At 65.6% G+C, this 18,861-nt stretch carries 15 protein-coding genes, 2 tRNA genes, 1 rRNA gene and 1 pseudogene; 6 read left to right on the top strand and 13 right to left on the bottom strand.

Going from position 1 to position 18,861, the window contains the following annotated elements; genetic code table 11:
* Positions 1-261: 261 nt before the first annotated feature.
* The 3 genes from DWG20_RS07000 to DWG20_RS06990 all read right to left on the bottom strand — a co-directional run bounded on the left by DWG20_RS07000 (position 262) and on the right by DWG20_RS06990 (position 2,024).
* A tRNA-Ala gene (locus tag DWG20_RS07000) sits at positions 262-337 on the bottom strand.
* 9 nt (positions 338-346) lie between these two features.
* Positions 347-423, bottom strand: a tRNA-Ile gene (locus DWG20_RS06995).
* A gap of 63 nt (positions 424-486) precedes the next feature.
* Positions 487-2,024: ribosomal RNA gene (locus DWG20_RS06990) — 16S ribosomal RNA — on the bottom strand.
* 502 nt (positions 2,025-2,526) lie between these two features.
* Here DWG20_RS06990 and corA point away from each other — a divergent pair.
* Positions 2,527-3,501 (top strand): magnesium/cobalt transporter CorA, encoded by a 975-nt coding sequence (corA, locus tag DWG20_RS06985; protein WP_245944794.1) that lies wholly within the window; start codon positions 2,527-2,529, stop codon positions 3,499-3,501.
* Positions 3,502-3,561: 60 nt separating this feature from the next.
* Here the strand turns inward: corA and argJ are convergent, their stop codons facing one another.
* Positions 3,562-4,776 carry a bifunctional glutamate N-acetyltransferase/amino-acid acetyltransferase ArgJ gene (gene argJ / locus DWG20_RS06980; RefSeq protein WP_115433130.1) on the bottom strand — a complete coding sequence of 405 codons (1,215 nt, stop codon included), beginning with the start codon at positions 4,774-4,776 and terminating at the stop codon, positions 3,562-3,564.
* A gap of 51 nt (positions 4,777-4,827) precedes the next feature.
* Positions 4,828-6,635: pseudogene (gene recQ / locus DWG20_RS06975) on the bottom strand (DNA helicase RecQ).
* Positions 6,636-6,749: 114 nt separating this feature from the next.
* Here recQ and DWG20_RS06970 point away from each other — a divergent pair.
* The 4 genes from DWG20_RS06970 to DWG20_RS06955 are packed head-to-tail and all read left to right on the top strand — an operon-like array spanning position 6,750 to position 11,466.
* Positions 6,750-7,214, top strand: coding sequence for a surface-adhesin E family protein (locus DWG20_RS06970; RefSeq protein WP_115433129.1), 465 nt, complete (start codon positions 6,750-6,752; stop codon positions 7,212-7,214).
* Between the two features lie 55 nt (positions 7,215-7,269).
* A complete protein-coding gene (locus DWG20_RS06965) occupies positions 7,270-8,043 on the top strand; it encodes a ParA family protein (protein WP_115433128.1) in 774 nt (257 codons plus the stop codon).
* 7 nt (positions 8,044-8,050) lie between these two features.
* Positions 8,051-10,588, top strand: coding sequence for an ATP-binding protein (locus tag DWG20_RS06960; RefSeq protein ID WP_115433127.1), 2,538 nt, complete (start codon positions 8,051-8,053; stop codon positions 10,586-10,588).
* A complete protein-coding gene (locus DWG20_RS06955) occupies positions 10,585-11,466 on the top strand; it encodes a response regulator (protein WP_115433126.1) in 882 nt (293 codons plus the stop codon). Before DWG20_RS06960 ends, DWG20_RS06955 begins: the two co-directional genes overlap by 4 nt.
* A gap of 75 nt (positions 11,467-11,541) precedes the next feature.
* Here DWG20_RS06955 and DWG20_RS06950 read toward each other — a convergent pair whose 3' ends face one another.
* The 8 genes from DWG20_RS06950 to dapC form a co-directional block, all read right to left on the bottom strand.
* Positions 11,542-12,405, bottom strand: a complete 864-nt coding sequence (locus DWG20_RS06950; RefSeq protein WP_245944793.1) for an MlaA family lipoprotein — start codon at positions 12,403-12,405, stop codon at positions 11,542-11,544.
* On the bottom strand, positions 12,402-12,689 hold the full coding sequence (locus DWG20_RS06945) for an STAS domain-containing protein (protein WP_115433125.1): 288 nt from the start codon (positions 12,687-12,689) through the stop codon (positions 12,402-12,404). Before DWG20_RS06945 ends, DWG20_RS06950 begins: the two co-directional genes overlap by 4 nt.
* The gene (locus DWG20_RS06940) at positions 12,689-13,318 is read right to left on the bottom strand and encodes an MlaC/ttg2D family ABC transporter substrate-binding protein (RefSeq protein WP_115433124.1); all 630 of its coding nucleotides are present in this window, start codon (positions 13,316-13,318) and stop codon (positions 12,689-12,691) included. Before DWG20_RS06940 ends, DWG20_RS06945 begins: the two co-directional genes overlap by 1 nt.
* Positions 13,319-13,341: 23 nt before the next feature.
* Positions 13,342-13,830 carry an outer membrane lipid asymmetry maintenance protein MlaD gene (gene mlaD / locus DWG20_RS06935; protein ID WP_115433123.1) on the bottom strand — a complete coding sequence of 163 codons (489 nt, stop codon included), beginning with the start codon at positions 13,828-13,830 and terminating at the stop codon, positions 13,342-13,344.
* Positions 13,831-13,840: 10 nt separating this feature from the next.
* Positions 13,841-14,626 (bottom strand): lipid asymmetry maintenance ABC transporter permease subunit MlaE, encoded by a 786-nt coding sequence (mlaE, locus tag DWG20_RS06930; RefSeq protein WP_115433122.1) that lies wholly within the window; start codon positions 14,624-14,626, stop codon positions 13,841-13,843.
* Complete coding sequence (locus DWG20_RS06925) at positions 14,619-15,431, bottom strand: ABC transporter ATP-binding protein (RefSeq protein ID WP_181880991.1); 813 nt, start codon at positions 15,429-15,431, stop codon at positions 14,619-14,621. Before DWG20_RS06925 ends, mlaE begins: the two co-directional genes overlap by 8 nt.
* Positions 15,432-15,591: 160 nt before the next feature.
* Positions 15,592-16,413 (bottom strand): 2,3,4,5-tetrahydropyridine-2,6-dicarboxylate N-succinyltransferase, encoded by an 822-nt coding sequence (gene dapD / locus DWG20_RS06920; protein ID WP_115434754.1) that lies wholly within the window; start codon positions 16,411-16,413, stop codon positions 15,592-15,594.
* A gap of 63 nt (positions 16,414-16,476) precedes the next feature.
* The gene (gene dapC, locus DWG20_RS06915) at positions 16,477-17,661 is read right to left on the bottom strand and encodes a succinyldiaminopimelate transaminase (protein ID WP_115433121.1); all 1,185 of its coding nucleotides are present in this window, start codon (positions 17,659-17,661) and stop codon (positions 16,477-16,479) included.
* A 151-nt stretch (positions 17,662-17,812) separates the two neighbouring features.
* On the opposite strand from dapC, the gene DWG20_RS06910 reads away from it, so the two are divergent.
* A complete protein-coding gene (locus DWG20_RS06910; protein WP_115433120.1) occupies positions 17,813-18,853 on the top strand; it encodes a DMT family transporter in 1,041 nt (346 codons plus the stop codon).
* The last annotated feature ends 8 nt before the right edge of the window (positions 18,854-18,861 follow it).

The following is an 18,861-nucleotide window of genomic DNA, read 5'->3' as shown; positions in this document are numbered from 1 at the left end:
ATCATTTCAGACACCTTACGATTTCTGAACTAATCGGTTGTGTTTGCGACGCGGCATGCTCCCCTTTTCAAAGAACACGCCGTTGATACAATCATCTACCCAAGTTGGCACTTCATCCGGCAAGGAATTAACCACGCCGTTTGTCGCGCCGCTTTGATTGATTTCGGCTTACAGTTTGTTAAAGATCGATGCGTTAATCACGCAAACGAAAGCTCACGCCAACCAGAATCCTCTGGCCATGCGCTTTCGTTTGCGGAATGATGGTGGAGGCAGACGGGATCGAACCGACGACCCCCTGCTTGCAAAGCAGGTGCTCTCCCAACTGAGCTATGCCCCCAACTAGAACTGGTGGGTCTGGTTGGACTCGAACCAACGACCCCCGCGTTATCAACACGGTGCTCTAACCAGCTGAGCTACAAACCCAGTTGCTACGCATCTTTAAGAACAACCGATAGGTTGTGAATTCCTGGCCTCAGCTATCTCTAGAAAGGAGGTGATCCAGCCGCAGGTTCCCCTACGGCTACCTTGTTACGACTTCACCCCAGTCATGAAGCATACCGTGGTAAGCGGCCTCCCGAAGGTTAGCCTACCCACTTCTGGTATCCCCCACTCCCATGGTGTGACGGGCGGTGTGTACAAGGCCCGGGAACGTATTCACCGCAGTATGCTGACCTGCGATTACTAGCGATTCCGACTTCATGCAGGCGAGTTGCAGCCTGCAATCCGGACTACGATCGGCTTTATGAGATTGGCTCCACCTCGCGGCTTGGCGACCCTCTGTACCGACCATTGTATGACGTGTGAAGCCCTAGCCATAAGGGCCATGAGGACTTGACGTCATCCCCACCTTCCTCCGGTTTGTCACCGGCAGTCTCGTTAAAGTGCCCAACTGAATGATGGCAATTAACGACAAGGGTTGCGCTCGTTGCGGGACTTAACCCAACATCTCACGACACGAGCTGACGACAGCCATGCAGCACCTGTGTCCCGGCTCCCTTGCGGGCACCCCCACCTTTCAGCAGGGTTCCGAGCATGTCAAGGCTAGGTAAGGTTCTTCGCGTTGCATCGAATTAATCCACATCATCCACCGCTTGTGCGGGCCCCCGTCAATTCCTTTGAGTTTTAACCTTGCGGCCGTACTCCCCAGGCGGTCGACTTCACGCGTTAGCTGCGTTACCAGGGATTTCAACCCCCAACAACTAGTCGACATCGTTTAGGGCGTGGACTACCAGGGTATCTAATCCTGTTTGCTCCCCACGCTTTCGTGCATGAGCGTCAGTGTCATCCCAGGGGGCTGCCTTCGCCATCGGTGTTCCTCCGCATCTCTACGCATTTCACTGCTACACGCGGAATTCCACCCCCCTCTGACGCACTCTAGCCGTGCAGTCTCCAATGCCGTTCCCAGGTTGAGCCCGGGGCTTTCACATCAGACTTACACAACCGCCTGCGCACGCTTTACGCCCAGTAATTCCGATTAACGCTTGCACCCTACGTATTACCGCGGCTGCTGGCACGTAGTTAGCCGGTGCTTATTCTTCAGGTACTGTCATCCCACACACGTATTAGGTGTGCGGATTTCCTCCCCGACAAAAGTCCTTTACAACCCGAAGGCCTTCTTCAGACACGCGGCATGGCTGGATCAGGCTTGCGCCCATTGTCCAAAATTCCCCACTGCTGCCTCCCGTAGGAGTCTGGGCCGTGTCTCAGTCCCAGTGTGGCGGATCATCCTCTCAGACCCGCTACTGATCGTCGCCTTGGTGGGCTCTTACCCCACCAACTAGCTAATCAGACGTCGGCCGCTCGAATAACGTGAGGCCGTTGCCGGTCCCCCACTTTCCCCCTCAGGGCGTATGCGGTATTAGCACTCCTTTCGAAGCGTTATCCCCCATTACTCGGTACGTTCCGACGCATTACTCACCCGTTCGCCACTCGTCAGCATCCCGAAGGACCTGCTACCGTTCGACTTGCATGTGTAAAGCATGCCGCCAGCGTTCAATCTGAGCCAGGATCAAACTCTTCAGTTCAAACCTAAGCTTATCGTACTTTCTGGTCCGCAAGGCTTGCGATCCGAAGATCGCTTGTCTTGCTGGTGCCAGTTTCTCGCCTCGGCCAGAAACTCACACCTATCGGTTGTTCATGTTCTTAAAGAGCGGCGCCGCTTTCGCTTCGTTGGTTGCGTCTGCAGCAGAGGAGGCGAACTATACCCAGCCCCGCCCGGGCCGTCAACACTCGGAAACGGAAAAACTTCATGTTTTTACAGGTTTTGAAAAGCACCTACAATAAATCGCTGTTTTAAAACGATTTAACCAAATAGGGTAATAAATCGGTCATCCCGACATCGCTCGGCCGAGTACTTTTCGACCGGTTCTTCCCGCCCCCGCCTGGCTCGCACATTGCTGCAGGAGACCAAACGCCCTCAACACGGTTGGCCGAGAGCTCGACGCTCAGCCAACCTTGGACCGACCTGCTATCTATACGCAAAAAGCTTACTGCCTTACGCTAGCGCCGACGTGATATCGAGGAGACATGATGCTGATCAATTGCGCCGCCTACCAGGAGGGCCAGAAACTGGCGGACATCCCGCAGGAGGCCATCAGCGACTACGTGCAACGCCCCGACTGTTTCGTCTGGGTTGCATTGAAAGACCCGGAGGCCGGCGAACTGGAGGAAATGCGGGAGGAGTTCGGCCTGCACGAGTTGGCGGTGGAGGACGCGCGCAACGGCCACCAGCGCCCGAAGATTGAGGAATACGGCGACATGCTGTTCGTTGTGATGCATCTATTGGAGATTGATGCCAACGAACAGATACGGATCGGCGAAATCGATGTCTTCGTCGGCGCCAACTACGTTCTGTCGCTCCGTAGCCGCAGCAATATCAGCTTCCTGAACGTGCGCGACCGCTGCGAACGCGAACCGCACCTGTTGAAGTTCGGTTCGGGCTTCGTGCTCTACGCGCTGATGGACGCGGTGGTCGACCGCTACTTCCCCGTCATCAACGCGCTCGAACAGGAGCTCGAGCAGATCGAGGACGGAATGTTCACCAAGGAGAGCTCGGCGCGAGAAAACATCGAGGCCTTGTACGCGCTCAAGCGCAAGCTGACCGTCGTCCAGCACAGCACGACGCCGCTCTTGGAGACCGTGCACAAGCTGTTCGGTGGACGAGTGCCGCAGGTCTGCGTCGGCATGCACGAGTACTACCGTGACATCTACGACCACCTCGAGCGAATCGTGAAACAGATCGAGGCGCTACGCGACGTGCTCAACACCGCGATCCAGGTGAACCTGTCGCTGATCTCGATCGACGATTCGGCGATCACCAAGAAATTCGCCGCCTACGGCGCCTTGTTCGCGATGCCGACGATGATCGCCGGCGTGTACGGGATGAACTTCGACGCGATGCCGGAGCTGAAATGGGCGTACGGTTACCCGCTGGCGCTGGCGTCGATGGTTGCGATGGATATATTGCTGTGGCGGCGCTTCCGCAAGGCGGGCTGGATCTAGACGGCGACATACCAAAACAGGCCGGCAGATGCCCGGCCTGTTTCTCTATATAAAGCTCGACTAGCTGCGGTAGTCGGCGTTGATGCGCACGTAGTCATACGAGAAGTCGCAGGTCCACACGGTGGCGCAGGCGCCGCCGCGGCCGAGCACGATGCGCACGGTGATTTCTTCCTGCTTCATCACGCGCTGGCCGTCTTCCTCTTTGTATTCCGGATTGCGGCCGCCGTCACGGGCGACCAGCACGTCGTCGAGGTACAGCTCGAGGCGGTCGACGTCGAGGTCGTTCACGCCGGCGTAGCCGATCGCCGCCAGGATACGGCCGAGGTTGGGGTCGGACGCGAAGAACGCGGTCTTCACCAGCGGCGACTTGGCGATCGCGTAGGCGACGGCCTTGCATTCGTCGCGCGAGCGGCCGCCCTCGACGGTGACGGTCATGAACTTGGTCGCGCCCTCGCCGTCGCGCGCCATCGCCTGCGCGAGTTCGACCGCGACCTCGGTCAGCGCCGCCTTGACCTGGGCGTAGGCGTCGTCGGCCTCGCTGATCAGCGGCAGTTCGCTCTTGCCGGTCGACACCAGCATGAAGCTGTCGTTGGTCGAGGTGTCGCCGTCGACGGTGACGCAGTTGAACGACACGTCGGCGACTTCCTTCACCAGCTGCTGCAACAGCGGGCGGGTGATCGCCGCGTCGGTGGCCAGGTAGCCGAGCATGGTCGCCATGTTCGGGTGGATCATGCCCGAGCCCTTGGCGATGCCGGTGATCGTCACCGTGTGGCCGTCGATGGAGATCCGGCGGCTGGAAGCCTTCGGCAGCGTGTCGGTGGTCATGATCGCCTCGGCCGCCTCGGCCCAGTCCGCCTCGCGACGCGTCGGCAGCGCGGCGACGATCTTGTCGACCGGCAGCGGCTCGAGGATCACGCCGGTCGAGAACGGCAGCACCTGCTCGATGGCGCAGCCGATCTCGTCGGCGACGGCCTGGCAGACGGCGAGCGCGCGCTGACGGCCGTCTTCGCCGGTGCCGGCGTTGGCGTTGCCGGTGTTGACCACCAGCGCGCGGATCTGCACGCCGGCGTCGAGGTGTTGCTTGCAGATCTGCACCGGCGCGGCGCAGAAGCGGTTCTGCGTGAACACGCCGGCGACGGTGTTGCCCTTGTCGAGACGGATCACCAGCACGTCCTTGCGGTTCGGCTTCTTGATGCCGCCTTCGGCGACGGCGAGCTCGACGCCGGCGACCGGGAACAGTTTGGCGGGGTCGATGGCGGGAAGGTTGACGGCCATGACGGGACTCCTGTCGTTGTTATCTTTAAGCAGCGTTCGATGGTAGCAGAATCAGCCGGCCGCTTCGCGCGCCTCGGCCAACAGTTCGAGCAGCGCCTCGCCGTAGCGCGCGAGCTTCAGTTCGCCGAGGCCGTAGATGCGCGACAGCGCCGCTTCGGAGCCGGGATTCTGCTCTACCAGTTCGCGCAGCGTGCGGTCGTTGAACACCGCGTAGGCCGGCACGTTGTGCGCGTCGGCGGTCTCCTTGCGCCAGCGGCGCAGCGCCTGCCACAGCCGCTCTTCGCGCTCGGTGCGCAGCCAGCGGTCGGCGGCGTGCACGGTCTTGGCGCGCGCGTCGTCGACCGGCGGGCGCAGGTAGAGCTTCTGTTCGCCCTTGAGGACGGGGCGGCACGCGTCGGTCAGAAGCAGGCGCTGGCCGCGGCTCATGTCGACTTCGAGCAGCTTTTTGCCGACCAGCTGGCGGATGAAGCCGCGCCACGCGCGCTTGTTGTAGTCGCGGCCGACACCGTAGGTCGATAGCTTGTCGTGACCGGTCTGGCGGACGAGCTCGGTGTCGCTGCCCATCAGGATGTCGACGATATGGCCGGCGGCGAAGCGCTGGCCGCTGCGGTAGACCGCCGACAGCAGCTTCTGCGCCGGCACGGTCGCGTCGAAGGTGATCGGCGGGCTGACGCAGTTGTCGCAGTGGCCGCACGGCTCGCGGCTCTCGCCGAAGAAGGCGAGGATGTGCTGGCGGCGGCAGGCGGCGGTCTCGCAGAAGCCGAGCATCGCGTCGAGCTTGGACAGCTCGACCTGTTTCTGGGCGACAGCCATCTCGCCGCCCTCGATCATTTGCGCCAGCTGCACCAGGTCGTTCAGGCCGTAGCACAGCCAGCTGGCCGCAGGCAGGCCGTCGCGGCCGGCGCGGCCGGACTCCTGGTAGAAGTTCTCCGGGCTCTTGGGCAGGTCGAGGTGGGCGACGAAGCGCACGTCGGGCTTGTCGATACCCATGCCGAAGGCGACGGTCGCGACCATCACGATGCCGTCCTCGCGCAGGAAGCGGCGCTGGTGGGTATCGCGGATCTCGTGCGACAGGCCGGCGTGGTAGGGCAAGGCGTTGATGCCCTGCTCGGCCAACCACTGCGCGGTGTCCTCGACCTTCTTGCGCGACAGGCAGTAGACGATGCCCGACGCGCCGGTGTATTCGCGCTTGATGAAGTCGAGCAGCTGCTTCTTAGCGTTGTGCTTTTCCACCACCTGGTAGAACAGGTTCGGGCGGTCGAAGCTGGACAGGAAGGTCTGGCCGTCCTCCAGCTTCAGATAGTGGAGAATGTCGGCGCGCGTCTGGTGGTCGGCGGTCGCAGTCAGCGCGATGCGCGGCACGTCGGGGAAGCGCTCGGCCAATAGCCCGAGCTGCTGGTATTCGGGACGGAAGTCGTGGCCCCAGTGGCTGACGCAGTGCGCCTCGTCGATCGCGAACAGCGAGATCCGCGGCAGGCTGTCGAGGAAGTCGAGCATGCGCGGCGTCAACAGGCGCTCGGGCGCGACGTACAGCAGCTTCAACACGCCGGCCTTCGCGTCTGACGCGATGCGGCGCGCCTCGTCGGGCGGCGTCGCCGAATTCAGGCAGGCGGCGGCGACGCCGAGCTCCTGCAGCGTGGAAACCTGGTCCTGCATCAGCGCGATCAGCGGCGAGACGACGATGGCGACGCCGTCGCGCATCAGCGCGGGTATCTGGAAGCATAGGCTCTTGCCGCCGCCGGTCGGCATCAGGACCAGCGCGTGACCGCCCCCGCCACCTGGGCGACGATGTCGGCCTGCTGCCCGCGGAAGGCCGGGTAGCCGAAAATCTGATTGAGAAGGGTGAGTGCGTCTTGCATGGGAAGGCTTCTGGGCAAGGGCGACATTGTACGCCAAGCGCGCGCGCCGCGTCGCCCGAGGTTGGCCGAGCCCGTGCGCTATGCGACACTGGCGCCAGTTTAAGGAGAACGTCCATGCTGTACCGTGTCCTGCTCTTGTCGGCGCTGACCGCCGCCCTCGCCGGCTGCGCCACCGGCCCCTCGTCCATGACCGGCGGCCGCCCGACGGTGAAGCCCGAAGCCAACGCCAACTGGCACAATCTCGGCGTATCGCCCAACGGCAACATCCTCAACGAGCTGGACGAACGCTCGATCCGGCGCCAGGGCAGCCTGGTCACCTTCCGCGACCGCAAGACCATCTTCAACCCGAAGAAGGAAAACTTCCTGTCGACGCCGCCGCACAAGTATTCGATCAACTCGTGGCAGATCGACTGCAGCGCGCGCACCTTCCGGCTGATGGCGGTCGCGCTGTTCGACGAAAACGGACGACAGACCGCCAGCTACACTTATAATGACGCACAGATAAAACCGATGCCGGTGGTGCAGAACTCGGCCAGTTTCCAGCAGATGCAGTTCGTCTGCGGCCATTCGGCGGTCTAAAACGCCCGCGCCCGTTTCGCGCGCGGGTCCGCTTCGAGCAAGGACGAAACGCGCGATGAAACGAGTGGTGTTCAACCAGAAAGGCGGGGTCGGCAAGTCGACCATCGCCGTCAACCTGGCGGCCGCGGCCGCCAAGGCCGGGCGCAAGGTGCTCGTGGTCGATCTCGACCCGCAGGGCAACGCCAGCCACTACCTGCTCGGCCACCCCCTCCAGGACGCCAACAACGGCGTCGCCGGCTTCTTCGCCGACCAGCTGACCATCAGCCTCTACCAGAAGTCGCCGCTCGATTTCGTCGTTCCGACGCCGTTCGAGCGGCTGTTCCTGATGCCCTCGCACCCCGAGCTCGACGAGCTGATGGGCAAGCTCGAGGCGCGCTACAAGATGTTCAAGCTCAAGGAAGCGCTCGACGCGCTCGCCGCCGACTTCGACGAAGTCTGGATCGACACGCCGCCGTCGCTGAACTTCTACACGAGGTCGGCGCTGATCGCCGCCGACCGCTGCCTGATTCCATTCGACTGCGACAGCTTCTCGCGCCACGCGCTCTACAAGCTGATCAACAACACCGGCGAAATCCGCGCCGATCACAACCCCAGGCTCGCGATCGAGGGCATCGTCGTCAACCAGTTCCAGCCGCGCGCGAGCCTGCCGGCGCAACTGGTCGCCGAGCTCGAGGACGAAGGCCTGCCGGTGCTGCCGGTCAGGCTGTCGAGCTCGGTGAAGATCCGCGAATCGCACCAGCTCTCCCGCCCGATGGTGTATCTCGACGCGCGCCACAAGTTGGCCGAGGAATACGCCGCGCTCTACCAACACCTGAACCCCGCCGCCTAAGGACCCCATGAACCGGCCCTCGTGGTGGATCGCGCTCGCGCTGCTGCTCTCGGCGGCGACGCTCGCCGGCGCCGGCTGGCAGCTGAGCGCCGCACGCGACGCCCGCCTCGTCGCCGGCCATCAACGGGAAGCCGAAGCCAGCCTGCAGGCCTTCGGCCGCGAACTGCAGGGCGTGCTCGACGAGGCCGACCGGCTCGCCAACCTGAGCGCCGTCGGCGACGCCGGTTCACAGACCGCCAACGCGCTGTTCGAACGCAACCCGCTGATCGCCGCCGTCGGCCGCGTCACGCGCCTGGGCGAAAAGGACCGCCCCGCCGCCGAGGCACGGCTCGGTACCGCGCTGCGCGTCTATCAACACGGCCGGCTCGGCGACGCGCCGGCCATGGCCGAATACTTCGTGCTCGACCGTTACCAGCCGGACGGCGCAGCGGCCTTGCCGCTGGGACTCGACGTCGGCAGCCTGCTGCCCTGGGGGCGCGCGCTGCTCGAGAGCCGGCAGAACTGGCGCGCCCGGCTGGTGCTCAGCCACCCGGGCGGCGTCGACAAGGCGCGCTGGGACGTCGTGCGCGCACTGCCCGGCACCGAACCGGCGTGGCTGGTCCTCAACGTCAACCTCGCCGCTCTGAACGAGCGCGCGCTGGCCGCCGAGCGCGGCGCGCCGCTGCGGCTGGTCGCCGAGAGCGGCAGCGAGCGGGTGACGAACTCCCAAGCCGGCCTCCCGCCGCAGCGCCTGCCGACGCTGGCGACGCAGCGCGTCACGCTCGGCGGACAGCAGCTGCGGCTGACCGCCTACCTCTTGCCCGGCGGCGAAACGGCCGCGTCAGGCGACGGCCGCTTCTTGCTCGCGACGCTCGCCGTCGGCCTGTCGGCGCTGGTCGCGCTCGTCGTCTGGCTCGCGCGGCGCGTCCGCCAGCGTCAGGACGAAGTCGACGATGAACGCCGCCAGAAGGCCGAACGCGAGTATGCGCTGCACCGCCAGCTCGCCGAGCGCCTCGCCGCCGAGCAATCGTTGGCCGAGAGCGAGGCGCGGCTGCGCGCCATCCTCGCCGCCAGCACTGACGCGATCCTGCTCATCGACGCGCGCGGCCGGCTGCGCAACGTCAACCCGGCCGCCGCCCGGCTCGTCGGTGAAGACGGCGACAGCCTCGCCGAGCTGCCGGTCGACGCGCTGATCGCCGCCTTCTACCAGCAGGCCGGCCACGGCGGCTTCGACGCGGTCGCAGGCAGCCTCGTCGGCCAGGCTTTCGAGACCGAGCTGATCCGCGTCGACAACCGGCGCGTCGCGGTCGAGATCTCGCTGAGCCGCGTGGTGCGCCCCGACGACAGCTTCTACGTCGCCGTCTGCCGCGACATCCGCGCGCGCAAGGCGCAGGAAGGCGAACTCGTCGCGCTGCAGCAACGGCTGGAGCGCGAGCTGAACCGACAGAACCAGCGGCTGGAGGCGCTGCTCGAGGCGAGCCCGCTGGCGATGGCCTTCGTCGTCGACGGCGCCTTCCGCGAGGTCAACCATGCCTTCCTCGAGCTGTTCGGCCACCCGGTGACCGCCGTCGTCGGCCAGAATCCGCGGCTCTTGTGCGAGAGCGAGGAAGACTGGACCCGCCTCGAGCGCACGCTGTCACAGACGCTGGCCGCCGGGCATACCTTCCAGACCGAGCTGCCGCTGTTGACGCTGCCCGACGGCCCGTGCTGGTGCCGGCTGTTCGTCAAGACGCTCGACGCGGTCTCGCCCGGCCACGGTGCGGTCTGGTTGCTGCAGGACATCTCGACGCAGAAGAGCACCGAGGCGACGCTGACCGCCGCGAAAGAGTTGGCCGAGGGCAGCAGCCGCGCCAAGACCGAATTCCTCGCCAATATGTCGCACGAGCTGAGGACGCCGATGCACGCCATCCTCGGCTTCGCCGAGATGGGAAGCAGCCGCAGCGGCCCCGGCGACAAACTCGGCCACTACTTCGACCGTATCCACGCCAGCGGCAGCCGGCTGCTCGCGCTGCTGAACGACCTGCTCGACCTCGCGAAAATGGAGGTCGGCCGCATGGAGTACCGGATCGCGCGGCACGACTTCGATGCGACGCTGCGCGACGCGTGCGACGAGATGGCGCCGCTGGCGGCCAAGCGCGGTTGCCGCATCGACTGCCGGGTCGAGCCGGCGCAACTTTCGGCCGAGTTCGACGACTTCCGCATCGGCCAGATCCTGCGCAACCTGTTGTCGAACGCGATCAAGGTCAGCCCGGCAGGCCAGGCCGTCTCGCTGAACGCCCGGCTGATGGACGGCAACGCGCGCGAGCTGATCGTCGTGACGGTCAGCGACGCCGGCCCCGGCATCCCGCCGGCCGAGTTCGACAGCGTGTTCGAAAAATTCACGCAAAGCAGCGGCACCCGGACCGGTGCGGGCGGCACCGGGCTGGGCCTCGCGATCTGCCGCGAGATCGTACACGCGCATCGCGGCGTGATCCGCGCCGGCAACGCACCGACCGGTGGCGCCGAGTTGCGCTTCACCCTGCCGCGCTGGCGTGCGACGGCAGGTGAAGAAGGGAGACAGCCATGAGCCATACCGTCCTCCTCGTCGACGACGAACCGTTCAACCTCGAACTGCTGGCCGAGCAGCTGGAAGACGCCGGCTACCGCACGGTGACCTCGGGCAGCGGCGAGGACGCGTGGCGCCGACTGAACGAAGACGGCGCGAGCTATTCGGCGGTGCTGCTCGACAAGATGATGCCGGGCCTCTGCGGCGTCGAGCTGTTGCGCCGCATCAAGGACACGCCGCGGCTCGAATGCCTGCCGGTCGTGCTACAGACCGCGGTCAGCAGCGCGGCCAGCGTGCAGGCGGGGCTCGCCGCCGGCGCCTTCTACTACCTGAGCAAGCCGTTCACGCGCGAGATGCTGCTGGCGGCAGTCGGCGCCGCGGTCGGCCACCGGGACCGGCTCGCGCACCTCAAGGCGCGGTCCGAACAGCAGGTCGACGCGCTGCAGCACCTGGCCGACGCGCGCTTCACCCTCAGGACGCACGACGAGGCGCAGCAGCTGGCCGCGCTCTTGGCTCACGCATGCCCGCAGCCAGGCCGCGTGGCAACCGGCTTGTTCGAACTGCTCGTCAACGCGATCGAGCATGGCAACCTCGAGCTGTCTTTCGAGGAAAAGGCGCGACGGCAGGACGAAGGAACGTGGGAGGCCGAACTCGAGAAAAGGTTGGCCGAGCCGGTACGGGGCGTGCGCCGCGTGACGCTGGCGTTCGAACGCCTCGCCGACCGCCTCCGCTTCACCGTCTCCGACGAGGGTCGGAGCTTCTGCTGGCAGGCGCGGCAGGGCGAAGGAGAGGCGTGCGGCCGTGGCCTGCTGATCGCCGAACGGCTCGCCTTCGACGCGCTCGAATACCGCGACAAGGGCAACTCGGTCGAGGCCACCGTCTTCCTTGCCGCCGACTGACGCCGACCGAACGCGCAAACAAGCTCGGCCAACCTTCGAAGGTTGGCCGAGCTTTTTACATGATGGGACAGCGGTCTACTGCGCCGCCGACGCGTCTGGCGGGGGCAGACCCTCGGTCTTCTCGGACTGTTCTGCCGACGGCGTCGAGACGGCGCCAGGCTTGGCTGGCTCGGATGCCGGCGTAACGGCGGGTGCCGCGGCCGGCGGCGCCGACTCGTTCATCAATTCGTCGAGGTCGATATCTTCCTTGTGCAACGGCGGCTCGGCGCCGGTCTCGCGCGCCCTGAGCTGCAGGTAGCCGTCGCGCACGAAGCTGTACGGGTCGAGCGCGGCCTCGTCGACCGTCTCCTCGAGCCCGAGGTAGCGCTCGCGCGTATTGACGCCATTGACGACGCTGGCCACGGTGGCCCGGGTATAGGTCCCGAAGGCATGACGGTAGGGCTCGGCCATGAAATAGGCGGCGGCGCCGATGCCGTCGCGCACCGTCGACGGCCCGACCACCGGCAGCACCAGATAGCTGCTGTTCTTCCAGCCCCAGCTGGCGAAGGTGTCGCCCAGCGTGTTCTTGTTGCTCTTGAGCCCGGCCGGCGTCGCGATGTCGAGCACGCCGAACAGGCCGAAGGTCGAGTTGATGCTGACGCGCATCACGTCGTTCAGCGTTTTTTCGCCTTCGGCGCGCAGCAGGTTGCTGACCGCGCTGTAGGCGTCGAGCCAGTTGTTGAAGAAGTTGCCGATCGCGGTGCGCACCGGCTGCGGCGTGACCGCCCGGTAGCCCTGCGCCACCGGTTTGACCACCGCCTTGTCCGCCACGTCGTTGAAACGGTAGATCACCCGGTTCATCGGCTCGAGCGGATCCTGCGGGTTGCTCGGCGCGCTGGCGCAGCCGGCCAGCAGCACGGCGCATAGCCCGGCGACGATCCAGGAAGGGCGCTGTCTCAAGATGCGTCTCTTTCTAGCAAGGCTTCCACGCCGTAAAGACGGGCGAGCGAGACCAGGCCGGCGGGCAGGTTGCAAAACGCCAGCGCCCTGCCCGCGTCGATCGAGGTGCGCCGCGCATCCAGCAGCAGTGCCAGCGCGGCCGAATCGGCGACCGACACCGCGGCGAGGTCGACTTCGCCGCCCTCGCGCGCCGCCCGGGCCAAAGGCAGGGTCAGCCCCGCGCACTCCTTCATTGTCAGCGGACCCGACAGCCGCCAGCGCCCTTCGTCGCTCGCGACCAGCATCACGCCCCCTTGGCGGCGAGCGCGGCGTTCTTGTCCTGCAGCGACTTGATCAGGCCGTCGACGCCGCCCTTGCGGATCTCGTCGTTGAACTGGTTGCGGTAGGTGGTGATCAGGCTCAGGCCTTCGACCGACACGTTGTACACCTTCCAGCCCTGCGGGCTCTTGTAGAAGGTGTAGTCGATCGCCACCGGCTTCCTGTCGCCGTTGCTCGGCAGCGTCACTTCCGATTTCACCGTCGTTTCGCGGCCGTCGGCGCTGGCGATCACGTTCGGCTTGATGTCGACCTGCGCGTTCTTGAAGCGGTTCATCGTGCTCGAGTACGAGCGCACCAAGAGCGTCTGGAACTGGCGGGTCAGCTCGGCCTGCTGGCCGGCGTCGGCCTGGCGCCAGCCCTGGCCGACCGCGTAGGCGGTCATGCGCTTGAAGTCGAAGTTGGACAGCACCAGCGCCTCGACCTGCGCGCGGACCTGGCGACCGTTCTTGCCGTCGTCCTTCTTCAACAGGTCGAGCACCTGGCGCGAGGTGTCGCGCACCAGCTCGACCGGGTTGTCGTTGGCGGCCAGCGCCGGCGCGGACAGGCCGGCCAAGAGGGCCAGCTTCAGGAACAGCGAGGTAAAGGTCTTTAACATGTTGTCCACCTTGAAAGAGCGAATCAGGGTTGTTGGGCGTCGGCCGGCTTGGCGTCGCCCTTCTCGGCAAAGTTCGTCATGAACTTGCCGATCAGTTGTTCGAGCACCACGGCCGACGACGTCAGCGTGATCTGGCCGCCGGCGGCGAGGTCGTCCGGGTCGCCGCCCTGGGTGAGGCCGACGTACTGCTCGCCCAAGAGGCCAGACGTCAGTATCTCGGCGCTGGCGTCGCGGCTGAAGCGGTATTGTTTGTCCAACTGTAAAGACACCCTGGCGCGGTAGCTCTTAGCGTCGAGCTGGATCGCCGCGACGCGGCCGACGACGACGCCGGCCGACTTTACCGGCGCCTTCACCTTGAGGCCGCCGATATTGTCGAACTCGGCGACGATCGGGTAGGTCTGTTCGGCCGAGACGGTCGTCAGGTTGGCGACCTTCAGCGACAGGAAGACCACGGCGGCGATGCCGATCGCGACGAAGACGCCGACCCACAAGTCGATGGTAGTTCTTTTCATTCTCTGATTCCTAGAACATAAAGGCGGTGAGCACGAAGTCGAGCGCGAGGATGACCAGCGCCGACGTCACCACGGTGCGCGTCGTCGCGCCGGACACGCCGGCCGCGGTCGGCGTCGCGTCGTAGCCCTCGAACACCGCGATCAGCGTCACCGCGACGCCGAACACCAGGCTCTTGATCAGCCCGTTGACCACGTCGTCGTAGAGGTCGACCGCGCTCTGCATCTGCGACCAGAACGTCCCCTCGTCGAGCCCGATCAGCACCACGCCGACCAGATAGCCGCCGAAGATGCCCATCACGTTGAAGATCGCCGCGAGCACCGGCATCGAGAGCACGCCTGCCCAGAAGCGCGGTGCGACGACGCGCGCGATCGGGTTGACCGCCATCACGCTCATCGCCTCGAGCTGCTCGGTCGCCTTCATCAGGCCGATCTCGGCGGTCATCGCGCTGCCGGCGCGGCTGGCAAACAACAGCGCGGCGAGCACCGGGCCGAGTTCGCGCAACAGCGACAGCGCGACCAAGGCACCGAGTGCGTCGGCCGAACCGAAGCGCGACAGCGTGTTGTAGCCCTGCAGGCCGAGCACCATGCCGACGAACAAGCCGGACACGACGATGATGATCAGCGACAGTACGCCGGCGAAATAGACCTCGCGGATCGTGAGCTGGAAGCGCACGAGGCTCTGGCCGGAAAAGCGCAGGATCGCCAAGAGGAAGCGCGCGGCGAAGCCGAGCCGCCATACCGCGTTGATCGACAAGTGGCCGAGGTGACGCACCGGCGCCAGCAGCGTCTCAAGCATGGCGCACCTCCAGTCCCAGGTCGGCCTCGAGCGAGCTCGCCGCCGGATAAGCGAAGTGCACCGGGCCTTCGGGCGCGCCGTCTATGAACTGGCGCAACCAAGGCGAGTCGGACGCGCGGACCTCATCCGGCGTGCCCTCGGCGATGATCCTGCCCTGCGCGACGAAGAACACGTAGTCGACGATCTCGAGCGACTTCGTCACGTCGTGCGTGACCATCACCGCGGTGGTGTCGAGCGCGTCGTTGAGTTTCTTGATCAGGTGAGCGATCACGCCGAGCGAGATCGGGTCGAGGCCGGTGAACGGCTCGTCGTACAGCATCAGCCGCGGGTCGAGCGCGATCGCGCGCGCCAGCGCGACGCGGCGTGCCATGCCGCCAGACAGCTCGGACGGCATCAGCTTCTCGGCGCCTCTCAGACCGACCGCGTTCAACTTCAGCGTGACGAGGTCGTCGATCAGCCGCGGCGGCAGGTCGGTGTGTTCGCGCAGCGGGAAAGCGACGTTGTCGCCGACCGACAGGTCGGTGAACAAGGCGCCGAACTGGAACAGAAAGCCCATGCGGCGGCGGTGTTCGTACAGTTCGGCGTGGCTCATGGTCGAAAGGTCGCGGCCGTCGACGCGCACCTGGCCTTTTTGCGGGCGCACCTGGCCGGCGATCAGCCTGAGCATCGTCGTCTTGCCGCTGCCGCTGCCGCCCATGATGGCCACCAGCTGGCCGCGGGCGATCTGGAAGGAAAGGTCTTTCAGGATGGGGCGATCGTTGTAGGCGAAGCTCACATCCCGGAATTCGATGAAGGGTTCGGTCACGTTTATCGTGTGGGAATCGGCACAAAGACCGGAAAATGCTGTGATTTTACCGTTTTTGACCCCGTCGCGCCAAGCGGACCCGCCCTCCCATATGACAAAAGGCTCGGCCAAGCCCTGAAAGGGGCTGGCCGAGCCTTTGAAGCGGGCGATTCGCGCCGGCTTAGATGCCGCGCAACAGCTCGTTGATGCTGGTCTTGGCGCGGGTCTTGGCGTCGACTTTCTTGACGATCACCGCGCAGTACAGGCTGTACTTGCCGTCGGCGGATGGCAGGTTGCCCGACACCACGACCGAGCCGGCCGGGATGCGGCCGTAGCTAACTTCGCCGGTTTCGCGGTCGTAGATCTTGGTCGACTGGCCGATGTAGACGCCCATCGAGATCACCGAGCCTTCTTCGACGATCACGCCTTCTACGACTTCCGAACGCGCGCCGATGAAGCAGTTGTCTTCGATGATGGTCGGGTTGGCCTGCAGCGGCTCGAGCACGCCGCCGATGCCGACGCCGCCGGACAGGTGCACGTTCTTGCCGATCTGCGCGCAGGAGCCGACGGTCGCCCAGGTGTCGACCATGGTGCCTTCGTCGACGTAGGCGCCGATGTTCACGTAGGACGGCATCAGCACGGTGTTCTTGGCGACGAAGGCGCCCTTGCGCGCGACGGCGCCCGGCACCACGCGAAAGCCCGCTTCCTTGAACTGCGCTTCGTTCCAGTCGTGGAACTTGGTGTCGACCTTGTCGAAGTAGCGGCTCACGCCGTCGTCCAGCAGGCCGTTGTCGCGGATGCGGAACGACAGCAGCACGGCCTTCTTCACCCACTGGTGGGTGGTCCACGCACCGTCGACCTTCTCGGCGACGCGCAGGCGGCCGGCGTCGAGCTCGGCGATGACCTGGCCGATGGCGGCCTTCAGTTCGGGGCTGACGGTGGCCGGGGTGATGTCGGCGCGTTGCTCGAACGCCTCTTCGATCAGGGCTTGGATCGGATGCATTTTGTTGAGTCCTTTGGCGAAGTGGTGATCGGTAATGGTCATAATTATAGGTTTGCTTGACGGTTAGCGAGCGGCGTAGCGGGCGATGCGCTGCGCGGCCTCGACGCACTCCTCGAGCGGCGCGACGAGCGCGATGCGGATGAAGCCTTCGCCCGGGTTGACGCCGTGCGCTTCGCGCGCGAGGAAGCGGCCGGGCAGCACGGTCACGTGTTCTCGTTCGAACAGGCCGCGCGCGAACGCCGCGTCGTCGTCGCCCGGGACGCGCGCCCACAGGTAGAAGCCGGCGTCGGGTGCAGCGAAGTCTAGCACGCTCGCCAGGATCGGCATCACCGCGGCGAACTTCGCCGCGTAGAGCGCGCGGTTCTCGAGCACGTGCGCCTCGTCGTCCCACGCGGCGACGCTCGCCGACTGGAACAACGGGCTCATCGCGCAGCCGTGGTAGGTGCGGTAGCGCAGGAATTGCGCGAGGATCTTCGCGTCGCCGGCGACGAAGCCCGAGCGCATGCCCGGCACGTTAGAGCGCTTCGACAGGCTGGTGAACATCACCAGGCGCTCGAAGCCGCGGCCGAGCTTCACGGCGGCTTCCAGACCGCCTAGCGGCGGCGTGGCGAAGTAAATCTCCGAGTAGCACTCGTCCGACGCGATGGTGAAGCCGTAGCGGTCGGACAAGTCGAACAGCGTCTTCCAGTCTTCCAGCGACATCACCGCGCCGGTCGGGTTGCCCGGGCTGCAGACGAAGACTAATTGAGTGCGACGCCAGACGGCCTCGGGCACGCTAGACCAGTCGGGCTGGAAGCGGCCTTCGGGCAGCGTGTTCACGTAGTACGGTTCGGCGCCGGCGAGCAAGGCCGCGCCCTCGTAGATCTGGTAGAACGGGTTCGGCGAGATCACGACCGGCGTTTCAATGCCCGACGAGTCGACCAGCGCCTGCGCGAATGCGAACAGCGCCTCGCGCGAGCCGTTAACCGGCAGCACCTCGGTCGCCGGGTCTGCCGTTACGCCGTAGCGGCGCTGCAGCCACGCGGCGCACGCGGCGCGCAGCGCGTCGCTGCCCTGCGTCGCCGGGTAGCCGGACAGGCCGTGCAGCGACGACGCGATCGCGTCTTTCACGCAGCAGGGCGCCGGGTGCTTGGGCTCGCCGATCGACAGGTTGACATGCGCGAGCGCGGCGTTAGGCGTCGCGCCGGCCATCAGCTGGCGCAGGCGCTGGAAGGGGTACGGTTGCAGCTCGTCCAGATGGGGATTCACGGTTGGCCTCCGGCCTGACGGCCAAAAACGCCCATCTTAAGAAATTGCGACGCCTTCTGACAAACTTGATCGGGTCCGGCGCTGCCGCGCGGGCGCGTCGGAGGCTTCCGGTACAATGGCATTCATCCTAATCTTTCCGCCCGTCCTTCCTATGCCCACCCCGTCACAGATCCGTTTCGCCGCGCTGGGCGTGCTGTCGGTCGCCCTCGTCTGGGGGCTGATGTGGTACCCGTTCCGCTTCCTCGCCGACGCCGGCGTCTCGCCGCAGCTGTCGTCCTTCCTCGTCTACAGCCTCGTCACCGTGATGGGCGTGGCGCTGTTCTGGCGCGTGTTCCACGAGCACTGGCGGCTGACAACGCAACTGGCGATCCTGCTCGTCGCCTTCGGCTGGACCAATTTCGGCTACACGAAAGCGATGACCGACGGCGAGGTGATGCGCGCGCTGCTGCTGTTCTACGCGTCGCCGCTGTGGGGAGCGCTGTTCTCGTGGCTGGTGCTGAAGGAGAAACTGACGCGTATCGGCTGGGGCGTGGTCGCGGTGTCGCTCGCCGGCTGCGTCGCGATCCTGTGGCAGCCCGGCGGCACCGGCGGGCCGTGGCTGTCCGAACCCTACGAGTGGATGGCGCTGACCGCCGGCATGGCGTTCGCGTTCGGCCAGGTGGTCAGCCGCCACGCGCGCGCGCTGCCGCCGCCGGTGAAGTCGTCGGCGATCTGGATCGGCACCGCGGCGCTCGGCTTCGCGCTGTCGGCTGCCAACGGCGAATTGTCGCGCATCGCGGCCATCGACGTCTGGCAGTGGGGGGTGCTGGGCTCGCTCGCGGTGTCGCTGATCTGCACCAGCGTCGTGTCGCAGGCCAGCCTCGCGGTGCTGCCGGCCAACCAGGTGATCACGCTGATGCTGACCGAACTGGTGTTCGCCGCGGTGTCGGCGTATTTAATGGCGGGCGAGACGATGACGGCGAACGAGTGGCTAGGCGGCGTGCTGATCGTCGGCGCGAGCCTGTTCTCGGGAAAGATGACGAGCAAGCCCGCGCCGATCGAGGCCGCGCCGCCGGCCGACATCGCACCTTGCTGCGGCCAGATCGGAGAAGCCGAACCCGCCGAGCCCGCCGCGACCGAACCGCCGCCGGTGATCCGCCGCCGCAATATCGAGGGCGAGGCGACGCGGCCGCGCGGGCTGCGCCGGCGCTGAGCCTTATC

Source organism: Crenobacter cavernae (genome assembly GCF_003355495.1).
GTDB classification, from domain to species: domain Bacteria; phylum Pseudomonadota; class Gammaproteobacteria; order Burkholderiales; family Chromobacteriaceae; genus Crenobacter; species Crenobacter cavernae.
The sequence above is the reverse complement of the archived record's forward strand: the minus strand, read 5'-3'. Positions and strand labels throughout refer to the sequence as shown.